The sequence below is a fragment of the Planomicrobium sp. CPCC 101079 genome (assembly GCF_007859275.1).
In the GTDB taxonomy this organism is placed as follows: Bacteria; Bacillota; Bacilli; order Bacillales_A; family Planococcaceae; genus Planococcus.
The window spans coordinates 14,465-28,547 of the sequence record NZ_VOHC01000007.1 but is presented as its reverse complement, the minus strand read 5'-3'; the positions used below and the strand labels follow the sequence as shown (position 1 = coordinate 28,547).

Here is a 14,083-nt window from a genome sequence, read left to right as displayed (position 1 = left end):
AATTTCGACATCCTGTTCAAATTAAGTATACCCTCTTTTAGCCGATAAAAAGTAATTTGAAAAAGACATAAAAGCAACTGCCATTAAAGGAGCAAAGAACTACGGCCAAACAAAAGGAAAGAAAACCATGCAGCAAGTGCAATTTTTCTTCCCTTTTTTATGTATGATCATAATTTCTTTAAAAGTTCTCACCTGGTTTGCGGATCATTTTATTCACACTGTTTTTGATTTACAAAGGATTTTCACCAAAAGCCATCCACAGCTTCGGAAGCAGTTGGCGCAAACTTTCTTCATCCTCTTCAACCCAGTCCAAGCCGCTGTCCGGAACGCTCCAATCTTCTTTCATCAATTGATCATACAGTTTCATGTATTCGTCAATGCCGCCGCCGGTTTTCGCAGCATATGCGCCGCTTGGAACAGCCAACAGCCCTTCCAGTTGAGGTACTTCTTGTTGTTCTTTCAGCAGCTTTAAATAAGGAAGGAGTGTCTCCGGATCTTCAATTGCTTTATAATATGCTTCTTTTCCCAAGCCAAACATCCATGCCCTGAAGGAATCGAAGCTATCGTCAGAACACCCTCCCATTGCAATGGAAGCTGCGGCCCGTAACTCCCGTCTATTCGATTTGCCATAATGATCGTTCAAAAAGGAATCGAAGCTGATAATATCGGTCACAGATTTTCCGGATAAACGAGAAACGAGCCAATCCAAGGGTCCATGAGCATCGTCGGCATGGTTTTTGCACTCATCAATCAGTTGCCAAAAGTAGGATTCTGTCATTGCGCTTTCTTCTATCTCCTGTTGAGAGGGTATAAACGGCTGATAGCCTTTTTTCAATTTTGATTGAATGAGCCGGTGGGCTTCTTTTTTGCAAGCTTCCGGCGAAGGGAAATCTTTTACTCTCGTAGTTCCGCCAGTGCCGATTCTTCCGTATATGACAGCAAGTGAATTTTTTGCCACGGATATTTTCCAAAACTTATTTGAATAGCGGCTCTGAAAAACTAAATGGGCTTCCAATGATGCACCTCCTCAAACCATTCATCTTTTGATCCAATGGAATAGAGCTTTCCTATATCCGGTCATTTTTTATTGTATATACAGACAGGCTTTTTTGCACTGGTTAATTTCAGGCAGAAACATGATAAAAGTCAGGTGCTGATGAAAGGCACTTCAGCTATGATTTCTTCTTAAAAATCAAGAAACGCTTTTTATTTTTTTATAATTGAAAATTGCTAAAATAGACACTATTATATCTGCATTTCGAGCATAATAACTTCCAGGAAAGTTGGCAGTGTTTTATATTAATATTATAAGAAAAGAAAAGTGGTGATGACTAAAGCTTCAAGACGAAGGTCCCGGTCGAATCAGTGATTCAGGTTATGCAAGTGACGATTCGCGTGAATGAGTTTTTACATTCCTATGAGTTCTGCTCTATGATATTTATAAGAAATGGGAGTTAATGATGCAGCAATTAAACTGGTTTGAAAGAATTTCTCATATACTGGAAGCTTATAAAGAAAACAACAGTTTGGATCCTCACCGCCTGCAATTTCACTTGATGCCAGCGGTAGGTTTGTTAAATGACCCCAATGGGCTGATCCAATATAAAGGCACTTATCATGTTTTCTTTCAATGGAATCCATTCGGAACTGTCCATGGGCCTAAATGCTGGGGCCATTATACATCACGGGATCTTGTTTATTGGCAAGAGCACCAGCCATCCCTTGTGCCGAGTGAGTGGTATGAAAAGGATGGCTGTTATTCAGGCAGTGCAGTTGAAGTGGATGGAGATATGGTTCTGTTTTACAGTGGAAATGTGAATCACGAAGACGGCACACACGAAACGTTTCAATGCATGGCTGTTTCACATAACGGTTTTGACTTTGTTAAAAAAGGGCCGGTTGTTCTGTTGCCAGAAGGATACACCGCCCATTTCCGGGATCCGAAAGTATGGCAAAGAGATGGCGTATGGTACATGGTTGTTGGGGCACAAACGTTTTATCAAGAAGGCGCGGTTGTTCTTTTTTCTTCTAGTGATTTAGTGGAATGGGAGTTAAAAGGAATTTTAGCAGGGAGCCATCTTAATGGATTGACGAATTTTGGCTATATGTGGGAATGTCCGGATTTTTTTGAACTTGATGATCAAGATGTCTTGCTCGTCTCTCCCCAAGGGTTGGAAGCAAAAGAAAGCCTTTACCAGAATGAGTTTCAATCAGGCTATTTTGTCGGAAAGTGGAAAGCCGGAACAACTGAGTTTCCGCATGGCGAATTTCATGAGCTCGATAGAGGGTTTGACTTTTATGCCCCGCAAACATTTGAAGATAAAGCCGGGAGAAGAATCATGCTTGGGTGGATGGGCATAACAGACGAACAGCAATCTTACCTGCCAACAATTGAAAAGGGTTGGATACATGCATTGACGATTCCTCGGGAATTAGAGCTGAGAGAGGGCCGGATCATCCAAAAGCCGGTGCAAGAACTAAAGCAAATGCGTGAATGGGAAAGCTTCGAGTACCAAACAAGTTTGGAGAATGAAACAAGAACTTGGCCTGAACTCGCAGGTATAGTAAGCGAGCTAATGATTCGCTTTCAACAAAATCACGCTGAAACCATAGAAATAGAAATCCGTAAAAATCTATCGATCGTCTTTGATAAACAAATAAACCGATTGACGTTGAAGAGAAAACGGTTCGCGGACGGGGAAATTGAAAGCCGAAGCTGCTTTTTGGACAAACTGGAGGACCTTCACATTTATTTGGATACCAGCGCAATTGAAATATTCGTCAACGGGGGACAAGAAGTATTCACTGCCCGATTCTTCGCCGAAGACAATGAAAAAGAAATCATTTTTACAGTAAATGGCCGTGTGGATATCGAACTTGAGAAATGGAATTTGCGAAATCCAAAAGAGCTTTAAAAATTGCTGAATAATTAAGATGCAAAGATATAGAAGTAAGAGCAGTAAAAGCCCACCTGGAGCACCTTGTTCAGCTCTTCTTACTCCTATGTTAATTTAAGTTTTTTCGGTTATTTTTTTAACAAACTTATAGACAGTCTGCAAAAAAGGGGGAATATAATATGTTTGATGTGGTGGCCCTTGGAGAACTGCTGATCGATTTTACGCCAGCAGGAAAAAGTGGAAATGGCAATACTTTATTCGAAACGAACCCGGGCGGCGCACCAGCAAATGTTCTAGCAACGCTAGCCAAATTCAATGCTAAAACAGCGTTTATAGGAAAAGTGGGTGCTGACCAATTTGGTTCTTTTTTAGGGGATACCCTGAAAAAAGAGAATATTGATCTGCAGGGCTTAGTTTACTCGGAAGATGTAAACACTACATTGGCATTTGTTCATTTGAGTGAAAATGGTGACCGCTCTTTTCACTTTTATCGTTCTCCTGGAGCGGACATCATGCTGGAAGTACAAGAAGTAGATACCACATTGGTGCAGAACACGAAGGTCTTTCATTTCGGTTCATTATCCATGACGCATGAGCCGGTAAAATCTGCAACAGTAAAAGCGGTCAAAGCGGCACAAGATAAAGATGTGATCATTTCTTATGATCCCAATTTGCGGCCGGCCCTCTGGAAAAATCTAAGCCATGCAAAAGAAACAATTATTGAAGGGATGCAATATGCGGATATTCTGAAAATATCGGAAGAAGAGTTGGAATTTATTACCGGCATCAGCGATTTTGAAGAAGGATCCCAATTTTTGCATGACAAATTCGACTTGAAAATTGTCTTGGTTACTTTAGGATCGAAAGGGTGTTTTTACCGATTTGGCAAAGATACAGGCCATATAAAAGGATTCCAAGTAAATGCCGTTGATACTACGGGGGCAGGAGACATGTTTTTAGGTTCGTTTTTGTATCAATTCATCAAGAAAGACGCGTCATGGAAATCACTGCAAGCAAAAGGATTGGAAGAAATGATTTTGTTTGCTAATGCGGCTGCGGCATTAGGAACTACTAAAAACGGGGCGATTCCTGCAATTCCCCGCTTGGATGAGGTTAGGGTGCTTATTAGCGGAGATTCGAAGTATTAAGTGGTTTTAGCTATTCGCATGGTGACATCAACTGCATGTTCAAAATAAGACCTGTAAAAAGAAGGTATGGAAGAGTACAAGAAGCCCCTTATTTCGATTAGAATAAGGGGCTTTTTTGTGTTGGTGTCAATTGATGAATTAGAAAAAAGGAAGTTCTTTAGCGAAGTTAAAAAATTCCAAATATCACTATAGGCTAGTTTACTTATTTCTGATATAGTTAAAAAGTCTTCCATTAAATTTTATTAAAAATTATTTTTTCCTAAAAAAAGACAAAACCTATTCAGAAAAGAGGAACAGCGATGAAAAAGTTATCTATGGTTTTATTATCTGCTACGATTGCATTCAGTTTTACGTATAGTGTTGCCCCAGTAGAATCTGTTGACGCTAAAGTAAAAGTTTACTCGAATTGCAAAGAAGTAAATAAAGTTTATAAGGGTGGAATTGCAAGAACATCTAAAGTAAAGAATAAGGGCGGAAAAACCAACTACAAGCCTTACGTTTCTAAAGCACTTTACGATGCCAATAAATCAAGAGATCGCGATAAAGATCTTATTGCTTGTGAACGATAAATTATACCTGCATTAAAATTTAAATAAGACAGCTGCCGTTGAAATGATTTCATTTTAATGGTGGCTGTCTTTTTATTGGAAATAAAAAAAGTATCTATCCCTTATAAAGTCTATTTGTAGGAAACAAAAAGAATAGAGGTACCGATAATTGCTTTTAGAGAATTATTCCTATAACCCGCCAATAATCTTATTTAAAAACCCGCTTATTGGTAAGATTAGCTAACATACTAATTTTATCGTTTATTTATCAAAAGCGATTTGAACTGAAAAAAGTAGATTAAAAATTAAGAGAGGTTCATCTGAAGAAAACCATTAAAGCGCAAGAGAAAGCGAAGAACTTTTTCGACTACATGCTGGCATTAAACAATTTTAGTAGGGAAAGTGGTACGGAATTATGGGTGTTTTGAAATTTCATTGTATTTGAAAGTTTAATCCCTTTTAGTAAAACAATAGAAGGATGTCTATATTTAATAATAAAAGTTAAAAAACCGAATTTGTGAAAAATTGATCTGTCCTACTTGACGGTTACACCAACGTTCTAACATTATAATTGTTAAAAAAATTCAAATGGTTTAAAGTTAGAAAAACACCTAAAGGAGAAAAGATAATGTTAAATTCAGATTTGGATATACGCTTAGAACCGCGCATTAAAGAATTATATCAATTACACAAGGAACGTTCTGCAAATATTGACTGGAGCTATCACGAATTTATTCCATGGGACAAGGCCATGTCCTTTAAACGAGTTCCTTGGGATGAGAGTCAAGTAACTCTTCCAGAAGGTGTAATTATTGCGGTAGAAACAGCATTACTTACAGAAGTAAATTTACCTTGGTATACTTCGCATTTGGATTATACATTTAAAAATTCAATGGAAGTAATAAATGATTTCGTACGCACTTGGACGGCTGAAGAAGATCAGCACTCTAACTTACTTGAAACGTATTTATTGGTGACACGAAACGTAAATCCCGTAAGATTGCATGAATTAAGAAAACGAGTAGTTGAAAGTGGCTGGTTTCCGGATTTCACTAATCCTCTAGCAACAATGGCTTACACTTCTTTGCAAGAGTTAGCTACACTAGTTTTTTATAATAATGTAGCTAAGGTAGCGGGTCTTTACGACAAAGATTTAGCAACATTGCTTCGACGTGTAGCGAAAGACGAAGCACTTCATTATGCATTCTATCGCGATACAGTGAAAGCACATCTTGAACTTGATCCGAATTTCATTGTTTATTTTGAGAAGGTAATTATTAATTTTTCTATGCCAGGTGCCGTTATGCCAGACTTTAACGAGAGAATGAAAACCATTGCAATAGATACGAATTATGGACCACTACAATACTTTGACCAAGTATTAGATGTAGTTGTTAAATACTGGGATATTGCCAACTTGCAACCTACTAGCGAAGAGGCCAAACAATCACAAGCGAACATATTGAAATATCATGGGCGCTTAAAAAGAATTAAAGATCGCCAACTAGGAAAAAAACAAAAGGCAGATGTATGAAAGAGGTTTTTTATCATGAAAACAACTTGCGAATTATGTGGAAAAGAAACGAAAGATAAAGTAAGTTATTTGGAAATTGAAACGTGGGAATTTAATTTTTTGAAGAAAGAGAATAAAGACTTTTACTCTATTTGTTTCCATTGTTTTGATAAACATACGAATAATTTCATTGACAAAGAAATGGATCTTGAATTGAGAAAAAAACGTTCTCTTATGGTGAATAGAGAGATCCAAGAAGAAATCGAGGCTATTCTTGAAATCGAAAATTAATCCCTCCACTCTATTTATTGAGCCTAAGTTGAAAGCATATGAGCAATAAATTGAATCTCTTAAAACAGTACTGCAAGTACGCAATGTATTAAAGATGCATCACTTTAGTGAAATAGATGAAATTTAGATTGGTGAAAAGAAATCCAACTAGGTTCCAATGATATTAACACGGCAAGAATAAATAATTGCTTCATTATATATTAGGAACCTAGGATAAAGGAGTAGGAAAAAGGAAAGCCATCTTCTTTGGAGGATGGCTTTTTACGTTCTAAAATATTGATATAGATAATAGGAGAATAGCTAAACAAAATTCATTAGAAAAATGAACGGTGCCCTTTGCTTTCTATTTTATCCACTATCTGTTATGGTTAAAAAGAATTATTTTTGTTCGTTTTCAGATTGAGAATATAGTTTGTTTTTCGTCTAAGGTATTTGAGCAAGGATAGTAACACATTGTGTGGATAGCCGCACTAGGAGGCAACAATTATGGAACAAGGTAAAGTTAAGTGGTTTAATGCAGAAAAAGGTTTTGGATTTATCGAGCGTGAAGCAGGAGATGACGTATTCGTACATTTCTCAGCAATCCAAAGTGAAGGTTTCAAATCTTTAGACGAAGGTCAAAATGTAACGTTTGAAATTGAACAAGGACAACGTGGCCTACAAGCTACGAACGTTCAAAAAGCTTAATAATAGCTAAAAAAAGACCCTAAATGTAGGGTCTTTTTTTATGTGCTAAATTTGAGGTTAACTACTTCTGTGAAGAAATATATGTTGACTTAAAAAAGTTGGAGGAATATATAGATGCTAAAAAGCCGATTGTTTGAAGATAGACGGCAAGAACAAGTTGGTAACTTGATGGAGCAATTTGCAGCTCTTCCTAAAAAAGTTCCAGCCATTCGCCTTCTGCCTATGTCTGGAAAGGATCCGGAGTTTGAAGGGAAAAGGGTTGAAGAAGTGCAGAACTGGTTCAGGCATACGTTGCCGAACATTGACTATAATTTTAAGAACGGAATGGATACACCGGCGGGTTCCTTGATCCTTTTTCAATTCAAAGGAAGCGTCATAGCCCTGGCAATCTTGGGAAATAAGTATTTGCATTCTGCGCCAGAAAATGAAAGTTATAAAGGTGCATATCAATTTATTAGTTCGTCCATAGCTGTGTTTGATCCACTTCTTTTCGAAGACGTACGAGGTGTTTGGAGCGAGCTAAAGAGTTTTAATCAATCAACCCAAAAACTCGATGTTCAAAATTACTGGCTTTTATTAGAGTTATTATCATCAAAGAACTTTAGATTTGTGGAATATAGAAATGAGGAAGATTTCCAACAATCCATGGAACGGGTTAATGCCCCTTTTCCGGAAGTGGAAGATAAGCCTAAGGATCTTATCGAAACAAGAAATATCATTGCCCATAGGCAAAGTTGGACTAGAGATCCGATAACAGCAAAAAGAGCTATCGCTTTAGCTAAAAGCACTTGTGAAATAGACCACACACATAAGTTTTTCACTTCCTCTACTACAGGAGCGAACTATGTGGAAGCGCATCATTTAATTCCTATGGAATACCAGAGAGATTTTGAAAAAAGCTTAGACGTAGAAGCGAATATTATTTCCTTATGTGCCCTTTGCCACAAAAAGATTCATCATGCGACTATGGCGGAAAAAAAGCCTATGATAAAAGATTTGTATGAAGAGCGTAAAGGACGGTTAGAAAAATGCGGGTTAGAGATTAGCTCTAGTGATTTGTTAAAACTATATCTATAAAAATTTAAAATTTTAATCAGCGAAGGCATTGATAAAGAGCTGAAATATTAAGGCAGTAGCGATGTTTAACTTAAAGAATGACCACCGATAACCCCAGCAGAAAAAAGTGGTCACTCTTTTTTGTTTGTGGCGATTGTAATACTCACATCTAACTCACATAATCCTCTAGAGGCATTGCACTTAAAATAATTTCGCCTTTTAGCAACAAATCCAAATGCCACCACCATTCGTCAACCGCCTCTTTTGATTGGGAAAAATCATATATTTTATTTGTGTGTTCAAATACGTGTTTAACATTGCTTAATAGTTTCAAGTCGTAAGCGGCAAGGATTTTCTTTTCCTCTTTCGATAAAGGCAGATGATGCAGCTCACTTCGAATGTGGAAAGCTTCGAGCATCTCAAAAGGACTGGTTTCAAGATCAGTGATTCCTTCACCATAAAGATAAATTTTTTCCATCTGACTCATGAAATAACCTCCTTTACTGTACCGATATAGATATATCCTTTCTCTTCAGATAGATACCGTTCAGTAGAACTTGTTTTCATAGCGGTCTCCATTAATCCATCCTCGCCAATAATAACTATCCAATGGTCTGAAGAAAAAGCAAAGTAACTTTGATGAAAACTATACAGACGATAGAAGTGAATGTTATTTTCAACGTTTGTCACGATTTCAACTATAAGTTCGTTGTAATCTTGCAACAAGAAATCAACAGGTACATCTCTTCTGCTAATTCGTTTCTTCAAATGAACTAAATCTTTTCAAGGTTTCCATTGCGGCCCTTTTTCACTGTAGAGATGAATGATCTGAAAGAGTGCTTGTTTAATTTGCTGATCCAAAAGGAAGGCTCCTTCATCTGTATAATACGCAGTTTTGTTATTTCTATTCTACGTTTTAAAGTATCTCATTACAACTTTCATTTAATACACTTGCAGTATAGAAGTAAGGAATAAGAAGTATTAACGTTACTACTTGACAGAGTCTTAATGTAAAAATTAATTATAGATGTTTCGAATATTGGGCTCAGTATCAAATGGAAGTCATGTGAAGAGTCTTACTCTACTATTTAAATTTATGAAATAGAAGATTTTTCAATTGAAGTATTATGATATTATTAAAGCGGAACAAGTCATAGACATAAGTAATCATAAAAATTCAAATAATATACAGATAATTTATTAATAGCAGTGGCTTATATTCTATAAGAAAAAGGAGTTGAGATAGAATGTCGGTTGCATTTTTGGAATTCTTGTTAGATATTATTGAATCAGTTAAAACTCCTTTAGTAGTTGGATCCATGCTTGCTTTTTATCATTATTATTACCATGTTAGACCGTCAAAAAGATGAGGAGATAAAAACATATAGCTACCTATATAGAAATCCATTCATTCATAAAACAAGAGTACGGGTATACCGCTAAAACATGCTGGATTGCTCATATGAAAGAAGTGAACGGATTGAAACCTAAAGTTTCGCCGAGGAGAATTTCTGAAACTAACAGGGTACACCCGTGCCCCGAAAAGAAACAAAGGGATATTACGGCGGCTTTCAAACATTTTAGGATGATTTAGCTATATCCCTTCTAAAATCTTCAACGATCTAAAAGCTTGTAAAAAACTGGCAGTATATAAGAAAACATAGAGGTGTTGCAATGATTCGGGACCGATTATTAGCAGTCGTCAATTGTCTCGCTACATATTCCAGCGAAGAAGAGCCGCTTTCTTTGCAGGAAATAAAAAAGATACTGGAATCAGAATACGATTTAGAACTGACCGATAAGATGATTCGCAAAGAGCTTAAATTTTTGGAAAGCGCTGAATCTTCCTATGATTTTTTCACACGCAGAAGTGCGACCAATCACAGGGAAAACGTCTTTTATTTAAAAAACACCGCCTTTGAAGTGCATGAACTTCGTTATTTGATGGATGCCATTTCAGCGGCGAAATTTATTTCGCCCAAAGATACACTAGAATTGATTTATAAAATAAGAAGATTCACAGATGAGAAAACGTCTAAACGGTTGTCCAACCAACTGGTGAAAAGTGAAGCCAAAATAGAGATCAAGCATTTTGCGGACAATATCCAAGCCATACACGAAGCCATCCGGCTGAACAAATGCATCAAGTTCCAATATGGCAGATACAACGTAGATAAAGATTTCCTCTTAAGCAGGGATGGAGGATTTTACGAGGTTATTCCTTTTGGCGTCATCTGGAGCCAAGAGTTCTATTATTTGATCGCCCAGGAACATGGGCAAGAAAACATAAAACAATACCGGATTGACCGAATGAGCAATGTCTTGGAAAGTGATAAATCATGGATTGAGTATCCTGGGTTTAATTTAGAGGAATACGTTTCTAAATTATTTAACATGTATTCCGGGGAAGTAAGTGGGCTTGCAATCGAATTCGACAATCATTTGATCAGTGTGGTCATTGACCGCTTTGGCCTGGATGCAAAAACAAGAAACCTCGGTAATGGCCGTTTCTTGCTTGAAGTAGAGGGTGTTGTCAGTATGGGGTTGGTCAGATGGCTGCTTACTTGGGGAGCCGATGCAAAAGCGGTCCGGCCGGCTAAATTGGTGGAAATGATGAAAAAAGAAATTGACCGCTATGCGGGCTTGTATACATAAGTAAATCCTCGTTTCCTTTCAGAGGGAAACGAGGATTTTGATTTAAGGATATTCTTGGTATAACAACATTTAAGGAGTGATTATTTTTGCAGGAAGCTGAACAATCACCAATAAGTTCGCTTTTCAATCAGAACTCCGAAAGAAAAAAAGAAAGGAATGTGTTAAATTTGGCAATCGAAGTGAAAACAATCGCAAACCTCATCTATAGCAAGCAATTTGAAGAACTAAACCGCATGTTCAAAGCGTTCAATCCCTTGAAAGTGCTGCGGATGGACAGCCATGAAATCCGGCATTCCAATGTATTGGCATGGTTGTTGGACCATGAAGAAAACCACGGGCTGAATTCGGTATTTATTGAAAAGCTCATCAGCAAGCTCGTAATGAAACCGGAGAATGACCGCTTTGTCAGTGATTCTCAAGTTTTTTTGAAAACGCTGGCGATGAAGTACGCGGATTGGAAAGTGGAACGAGAAAAGCTGACAGCAAAAAAGCGGTATATCGACCTTTTGTTAACTTCCGAGGAAAATAAAACGGTAATTATCATCGAGAATAAATTTTATACCTCCCAATCGCACAAACAGCTCGATGATTATTTGGAGTATGTACATAACGAATTTGCAGGCTATACCATCATACCGGTGTTCCTGACGTTGCTTGATGAAGAGCCGGCGAATGACCAGTACTGGGCGTTAAACTATGCGGATATAGCGGAAGTGCTGGAGTTTATCTTGAAGTTTTACAAGGAATCGGTGAGCGGGGAAGTGTACGTTTTCTTGAAGAACTATTTATCCGTCCTGCAGGAACGGTTTGCGCCTGATAAAGACCGCTTGTTGCTGGCGGAAGCGATTTTTGAACAGCACGGCGAGGCCATTACATACCTTTATTTATTGAACAATCCAGGAATTAAGTTTCTAAATCACCATCAGCCGTTCAAAGCGCAGCTGGAAACCCTCCATGCCGAGGAAGAACAATGGATGAAAAAGATCTATTCCGTGTCAAAAGAGACGATTGATTTCATTTATACGGAAGGGTCCCTTGTCCTGAAAAAAGCTTTTGAGCGGTTTATTCAGGAGAACGGGCGGTACGATATTCAGCTGTATGATGCATCAAAATCTTATCCGAGTTTTATTTATCCCGAATGGGTCAGACAGGCGGACTTTTTAACCCAAATAAATGATAAAGCTCCTTACTGGCTTGGCTATGGCCTTATTATTTTTATGCACCGGGTAGGAAATGACCGCCTACGGATGTATATTGAAATTGGCAATATGGAATATGATCACCGGATGGAGCTGCTGGAGAAACTTGAAGACAATGGGTATTCAATCAAGCCGTCTTCTAAAACGCCAAACTCGATGTACACGCGCATCTTTTCTGATCAAGTGGATGTCTCGGACTGGACGAGTATTGAAGTGGTGCAGGCAGCGATAGGGAAATTAACGTCATCCAAGAAGTTTGACGACAATATGGACCGCATAAACAAAAGCATCGCGGCTGCTTCTGAAGAGCTCGGCTATAATAAAAATCTTAAAATGGTAAAAAACTAAAACTCATTTACTGAAAAGGAGACTCACATTCATGGCAATTGCAACATACGCTAAGTTTCACCAATTCAAAGAATCAATTCAATCTATCCCTGCATCTTTTTCGGATGACTATTTGATCAATGACCATTTTTTACTCGAAAAGGACGAAAAGATAAAACTTGAAATTTATTACGCACCATTTGAATATGTCAACGAACAGGCTAAAGTCGTGATTGTCGGCATTACGCCAGGCTTGCATCAGATGAAAAAATCGTTTTCCACTGTTATTGATTCAATCGGAAGCGAGAAAAGTGACGAAGAAATTCTTCGGCAAGTGAAAAACAATTCCAGTTTTGAAGGGACGATGCGGAAGAATCTGGTGACTATGCTCGACGAATTGGGTTTGAACGAGTATTTGGGTTTGGCCTCATCCATCGAGCTTTTTGAAAAAGCTAGCCGTCTGGTGCACACGAGTTCGGTGTTGCCTTATCCGGTATTTTATAATGGGAAGAATTACAGTGGTTCAACGCCTAACTTGTTAAAGAGCGAAGTATTAAAGAAATACGTTACAACTCATTTTGCGACAGAACTCAACAAAATGGATAACCCTTTGATCATTCCTTTAGGCGTCAATGTTTCGAGTGCCCTGAACTACTTGGGCGATCAAGGGCTAGTGGCTACGGAAAATATCCTTTCCGGTTTTCCGCACCCTTCTGGAGGAAATGGCCATCGGCACAAACAGTTTGTTGAACATAAAGAAGCGATGCAAGGAAAACTGAAGGCTCATTTTCTTCAGCAAAGTTATAAGTAAAAAGAGGAAAAAGCCGATAATTACAGTTTTCCACTGTATTTGGCGGCTTTTTTTAATGTTATTTACTCCATATAGTTTTATTCACTAAGCAGCTCTTTAATGATACTTTACTATCCTTTTTTGTAGAGTTTTGTGCTCAGCAAATTCAAGTTAATTCATGCGGGCGGAAGTTTAACTATTATTTGCAATAGAAAACAGCCGGTTACCGCAGCTTGATGAGTCTGCGGCAATCGGCTGTTTTCATTCTTATAAAAATTCGATCGGAGAGTGAAGCCAATAGAATGCCGATGGAGTAGCGGATGAGGTCCACCCAAAGAAAGCCATGTCCAAGAACCAGCGCTCCCAGTAGAGAGCTCCGGATCCCTACAATCCAGTCTGCCTGGTAAAGCTGGGTAAACTCGATCCCAAAGCTGAACAAAAGGCTGAGACTGATCGCTATTGGTATGCTTTTGTCTGCCATCAGAAAGCGGAATCCGAAATAAACCATCATGGCCCATAAAATATCTCCTGCATTTTCTGACAGCGCAGATGGCAAGTAGTTTCCATATATCCTGGAAGCGAGGCCCAATACGACTACAGCTCCAATTGCAAGGAGATAGGTCCATCTAATATGGCTATTAAGAAAGTTGAGCGGCTTGCTTTTACCAATCAATAAAATCACTCTTTTTCAATAAGGATAAAATTTCTGGCGTTTCCCGTATCTTATCACCCTATAATGAAAGGATACAAATTTCTGGAATCTCACCGAGCGGTTATAACTTATTGGGAAATAACGGACTGAGTAAGCTGAAAAATTTAACAGCTCGAATAAACGATTGAATTTTCACTCGAATTTCACCAAAAGCAGTTAATGTAAAATTAAAGAGAGTTAGTGAAAAAATCAGTTTTCAACATTTTTTTAATCTGTTTTTAACGTTCATATGGTGTAATAGAAGGAGAATCCATAAGTTT

Annotated in this window: 14 protein-coding genes; 10 read left to right on the top strand and 4 right to left on the bottom strand. The window is 38.0% G+C overall.

From position 1 onward, the window contains the following. Positions 1 to 229: 229 nt before the first annotated feature. Positions 230 to 1,015: a DUF4240 domain-containing protein gene (locus tag FQV28_RS03155; protein WP_146494152.1), complete on the bottom strand. Its 786-nt coding sequence runs from the start codon at positions 1,013 to 1,015 to the stop codon at positions 230 to 232. Positions 1,016 to 1,460: 445 nt separating this feature from the next. Here FQV28_RS03155 and FQV28_RS03150 point away from each other — a divergent pair, with 445 nt between their 5' ends. The 7 genes from FQV28_RS03150 (at position 1,461) to FQV28_RS03120 (ending at position 8,161) form a co-directional block, all read left to right on the top strand. After that, on the top strand, positions 1,461 to 2,915 hold the full coding sequence (locus tag FQV28_RS03150; protein WP_146494151.1) for a glycoside hydrolase family 32 protein: 1,455 nt from the start codon (positions 1,461 to 1,463) through the stop codon (positions 2,913 to 2,915). Positions 2,916 to 3,076: 161 nt separating this feature from the next. Continuing rightward, complete coding sequence (locus FQV28_RS03145) at positions 3,077 to 4,045, top strand: PfkB family carbohydrate kinase (protein WP_146494150.1); 969 nt, start codon at positions 3,077 to 3,079, stop codon at positions 4,043 to 4,045. 299 nt (positions 4,046 to 4,344) lie between these two features. Further along, positions 4,345 to 4,614, top strand: a complete 270-nt coding sequence (locus FQV28_RS03140; RefSeq protein ID WP_146494149.1) for an excalibur calcium-binding domain-containing protein — start codon at positions 4,345 to 4,347, stop codon at positions 4,612 to 4,614. A gap of 607 nt (positions 4,615 to 5,221) precedes the next feature. Beyond that, positions 5,222 to 6,127 (top strand): acyl-ACP desaturase, encoded by a 906-nt coding sequence (locus tag FQV28_RS03135; RefSeq protein WP_146494148.1) that lies wholly within the window; start codon positions 5,222 to 5,224, stop codon positions 6,125 to 6,127. Positions 6,128 to 6,142: 15 nt separating this feature from the next. After that, positions 6,143 to 6,397: a hypothetical protein gene (locus tag FQV28_RS03130; RefSeq protein ID WP_146494147.1), complete on the top strand. Its 255-nt coding sequence runs from the start codon at positions 6,143 to 6,145 to the stop codon at positions 6,395 to 6,397. Between the two features lie 486 nt (positions 6,398 to 6,883). Continuing rightward, positions 6,884 to 7,084 (top strand): cold-shock protein, encoded by a 201-nt coding sequence (locus FQV28_RS03125; protein ID WP_106531654.1) that lies wholly within the window; start codon positions 6,884 to 6,886, stop codon positions 7,082 to 7,084. 114 nt (positions 7,085 to 7,198) lie between these two features. After that, the gene (locus tag FQV28_RS03120; RefSeq protein WP_146494146.1) at positions 7,199 to 8,161 is read left to right on the top strand and encodes an HNH endonuclease; all 963 of its coding nucleotides are present in this window, start codon (positions 7,199 to 7,201) and stop codon (positions 8,159 to 8,161) included. A 148-nt stretch (positions 8,162 to 8,309) separates the two neighbouring features. Here the strand turns inward: FQV28_RS03120 and FQV28_RS03115 are convergent, their stop codons facing one another. Continuing rightward, complete coding sequence (locus tag FQV28_RS03115; RefSeq protein ID WP_146494145.1) at positions 8,310 to 8,627, bottom strand: hypothetical protein; 318 nt, start codon at positions 8,625 to 8,627, stop codon at positions 8,310 to 8,312. Next, positions 8,624 to 8,908, bottom strand: a complete 285-nt coding sequence (locus tag FQV28_RS19380) for a hypothetical protein (RefSeq protein ID WP_222433231.1) — start codon at positions 8,906 to 8,908, stop codon at positions 8,624 to 8,626. The genes FQV28_RS03115 and FQV28_RS19380 overlap by 4 nt, the downstream gene beginning before the upstream one ends. Positions 8,909 to 9,814: 906 nt before the next feature. On the opposite strand from FQV28_RS19380, the gene FQV28_RS03105 reads away from it, so the two are divergent. The 3 genes from FQV28_RS03105 (at position 9,815) to FQV28_RS03095 (ending at position 13,132) form a co-directional block, all read left to right on the top strand. Continuing rightward, on the top strand, positions 9,815 to 10,795 hold the full coding sequence (locus tag FQV28_RS03105; RefSeq protein WP_146494144.1) for a helix-turn-helix transcriptional regulator: 981 nt from the start codon (positions 9,815 to 9,817) through the stop codon (positions 10,793 to 10,795). A gap of 167 nt (positions 10,796 to 10,962) precedes the next feature. Continuing rightward, entirely contained in the window at positions 10,963 to 12,342 is a 1,380-nt protein-coding gene (locus tag FQV28_RS03100) for a PDDEXK-like family protein (protein ID WP_146494143.1), read from the top strand. A 31-nt stretch (positions 12,343 to 12,373) separates the two neighbouring features. After that, positions 12,374 to 13,132, top strand: coding sequence for a hypothetical protein (locus tag FQV28_RS03095; RefSeq protein WP_146494142.1), 759 nt, complete (start codon positions 12,374 to 12,376; stop codon positions 13,130 to 13,132). A 202-nt stretch (positions 13,133 to 13,334) separates the two neighbouring features. On the opposite strand, the gene FQV28_RS03090 is transcribed toward FQV28_RS03095, so the two are convergent. After that, complete coding sequence (locus FQV28_RS03090) at positions 13,335 to 13,793, bottom strand: ribosomal maturation YjgA family protein (protein WP_370455108.1); 459 nt, start codon at positions 13,791 to 13,793, stop codon at positions 13,335 to 13,337. Positions 13,794 to 14,083: the final 290 nt, after the last annotated feature.

Coding starts and splice junctions, on each gene's coding strand:
- FQV28_RS03150 (WP_146494151.1), top strand. CDS start 1,461: ATGCAGCAATTAAACTGGTTTGAAAGAATTTCTCATATACTGGAAGCT.
- FQV28_RS03145 (WP_146494150.1), top strand. CDS start 3,077: ATGTTTGATGTGGTGGCCCTTGGAGAACTGCTGATCGATTTTACGCCA.
- FQV28_RS03140 (WP_146494149.1), top strand. CDS start 4,345: ATGAAAAAGTTATCTATGGTTTTATTATCTGCTACGATTGCATTCAGT.
- FQV28_RS03135 (WP_146494148.1), top strand. CDS start 5,222: ATGTTAAATTCAGATTTGGATATACGCTTAGAACCGCGCATTAAAGAA.
- FQV28_RS03130 (WP_146494147.1), top strand. CDS start 6,143: ATGAAAACAACTTGCGAATTATGTGGAAAAGAAACGAAAGATAAAGTA.
- FQV28_RS03125 (WP_106531654.1), top strand. CDS start 6,884: ATGGAACAAGGTAAAGTTAAGTGGTTTAATGCAGAAAAAGGTTTTGGA.
- FQV28_RS03120 (WP_146494146.1), top strand. CDS start 7,199: ATGCTAAAAAGCCGATTGTTTGAAGATAGACGGCAAGAACAAGTTGGT.
- FQV28_RS03115 (WP_146494145.1), bottom strand. CDS start 8,627: ATGAGTCAGATGGAAAAAATTTATCTTTATGGTGAAGGAATCACTGAT.
- FQV28_RS03105 (WP_146494144.1), top strand. CDS start 9,815: ATGATTCGGGACCGATTATTAGCAGTCGTCAATTGTCTCGCTACATAT.
- FQV28_RS03095 (WP_146494142.1), top strand. CDS start 12,374: ATGGCAATTGCAACATACGCTAAGTTTCACCAATTCAAAGAATCAATT.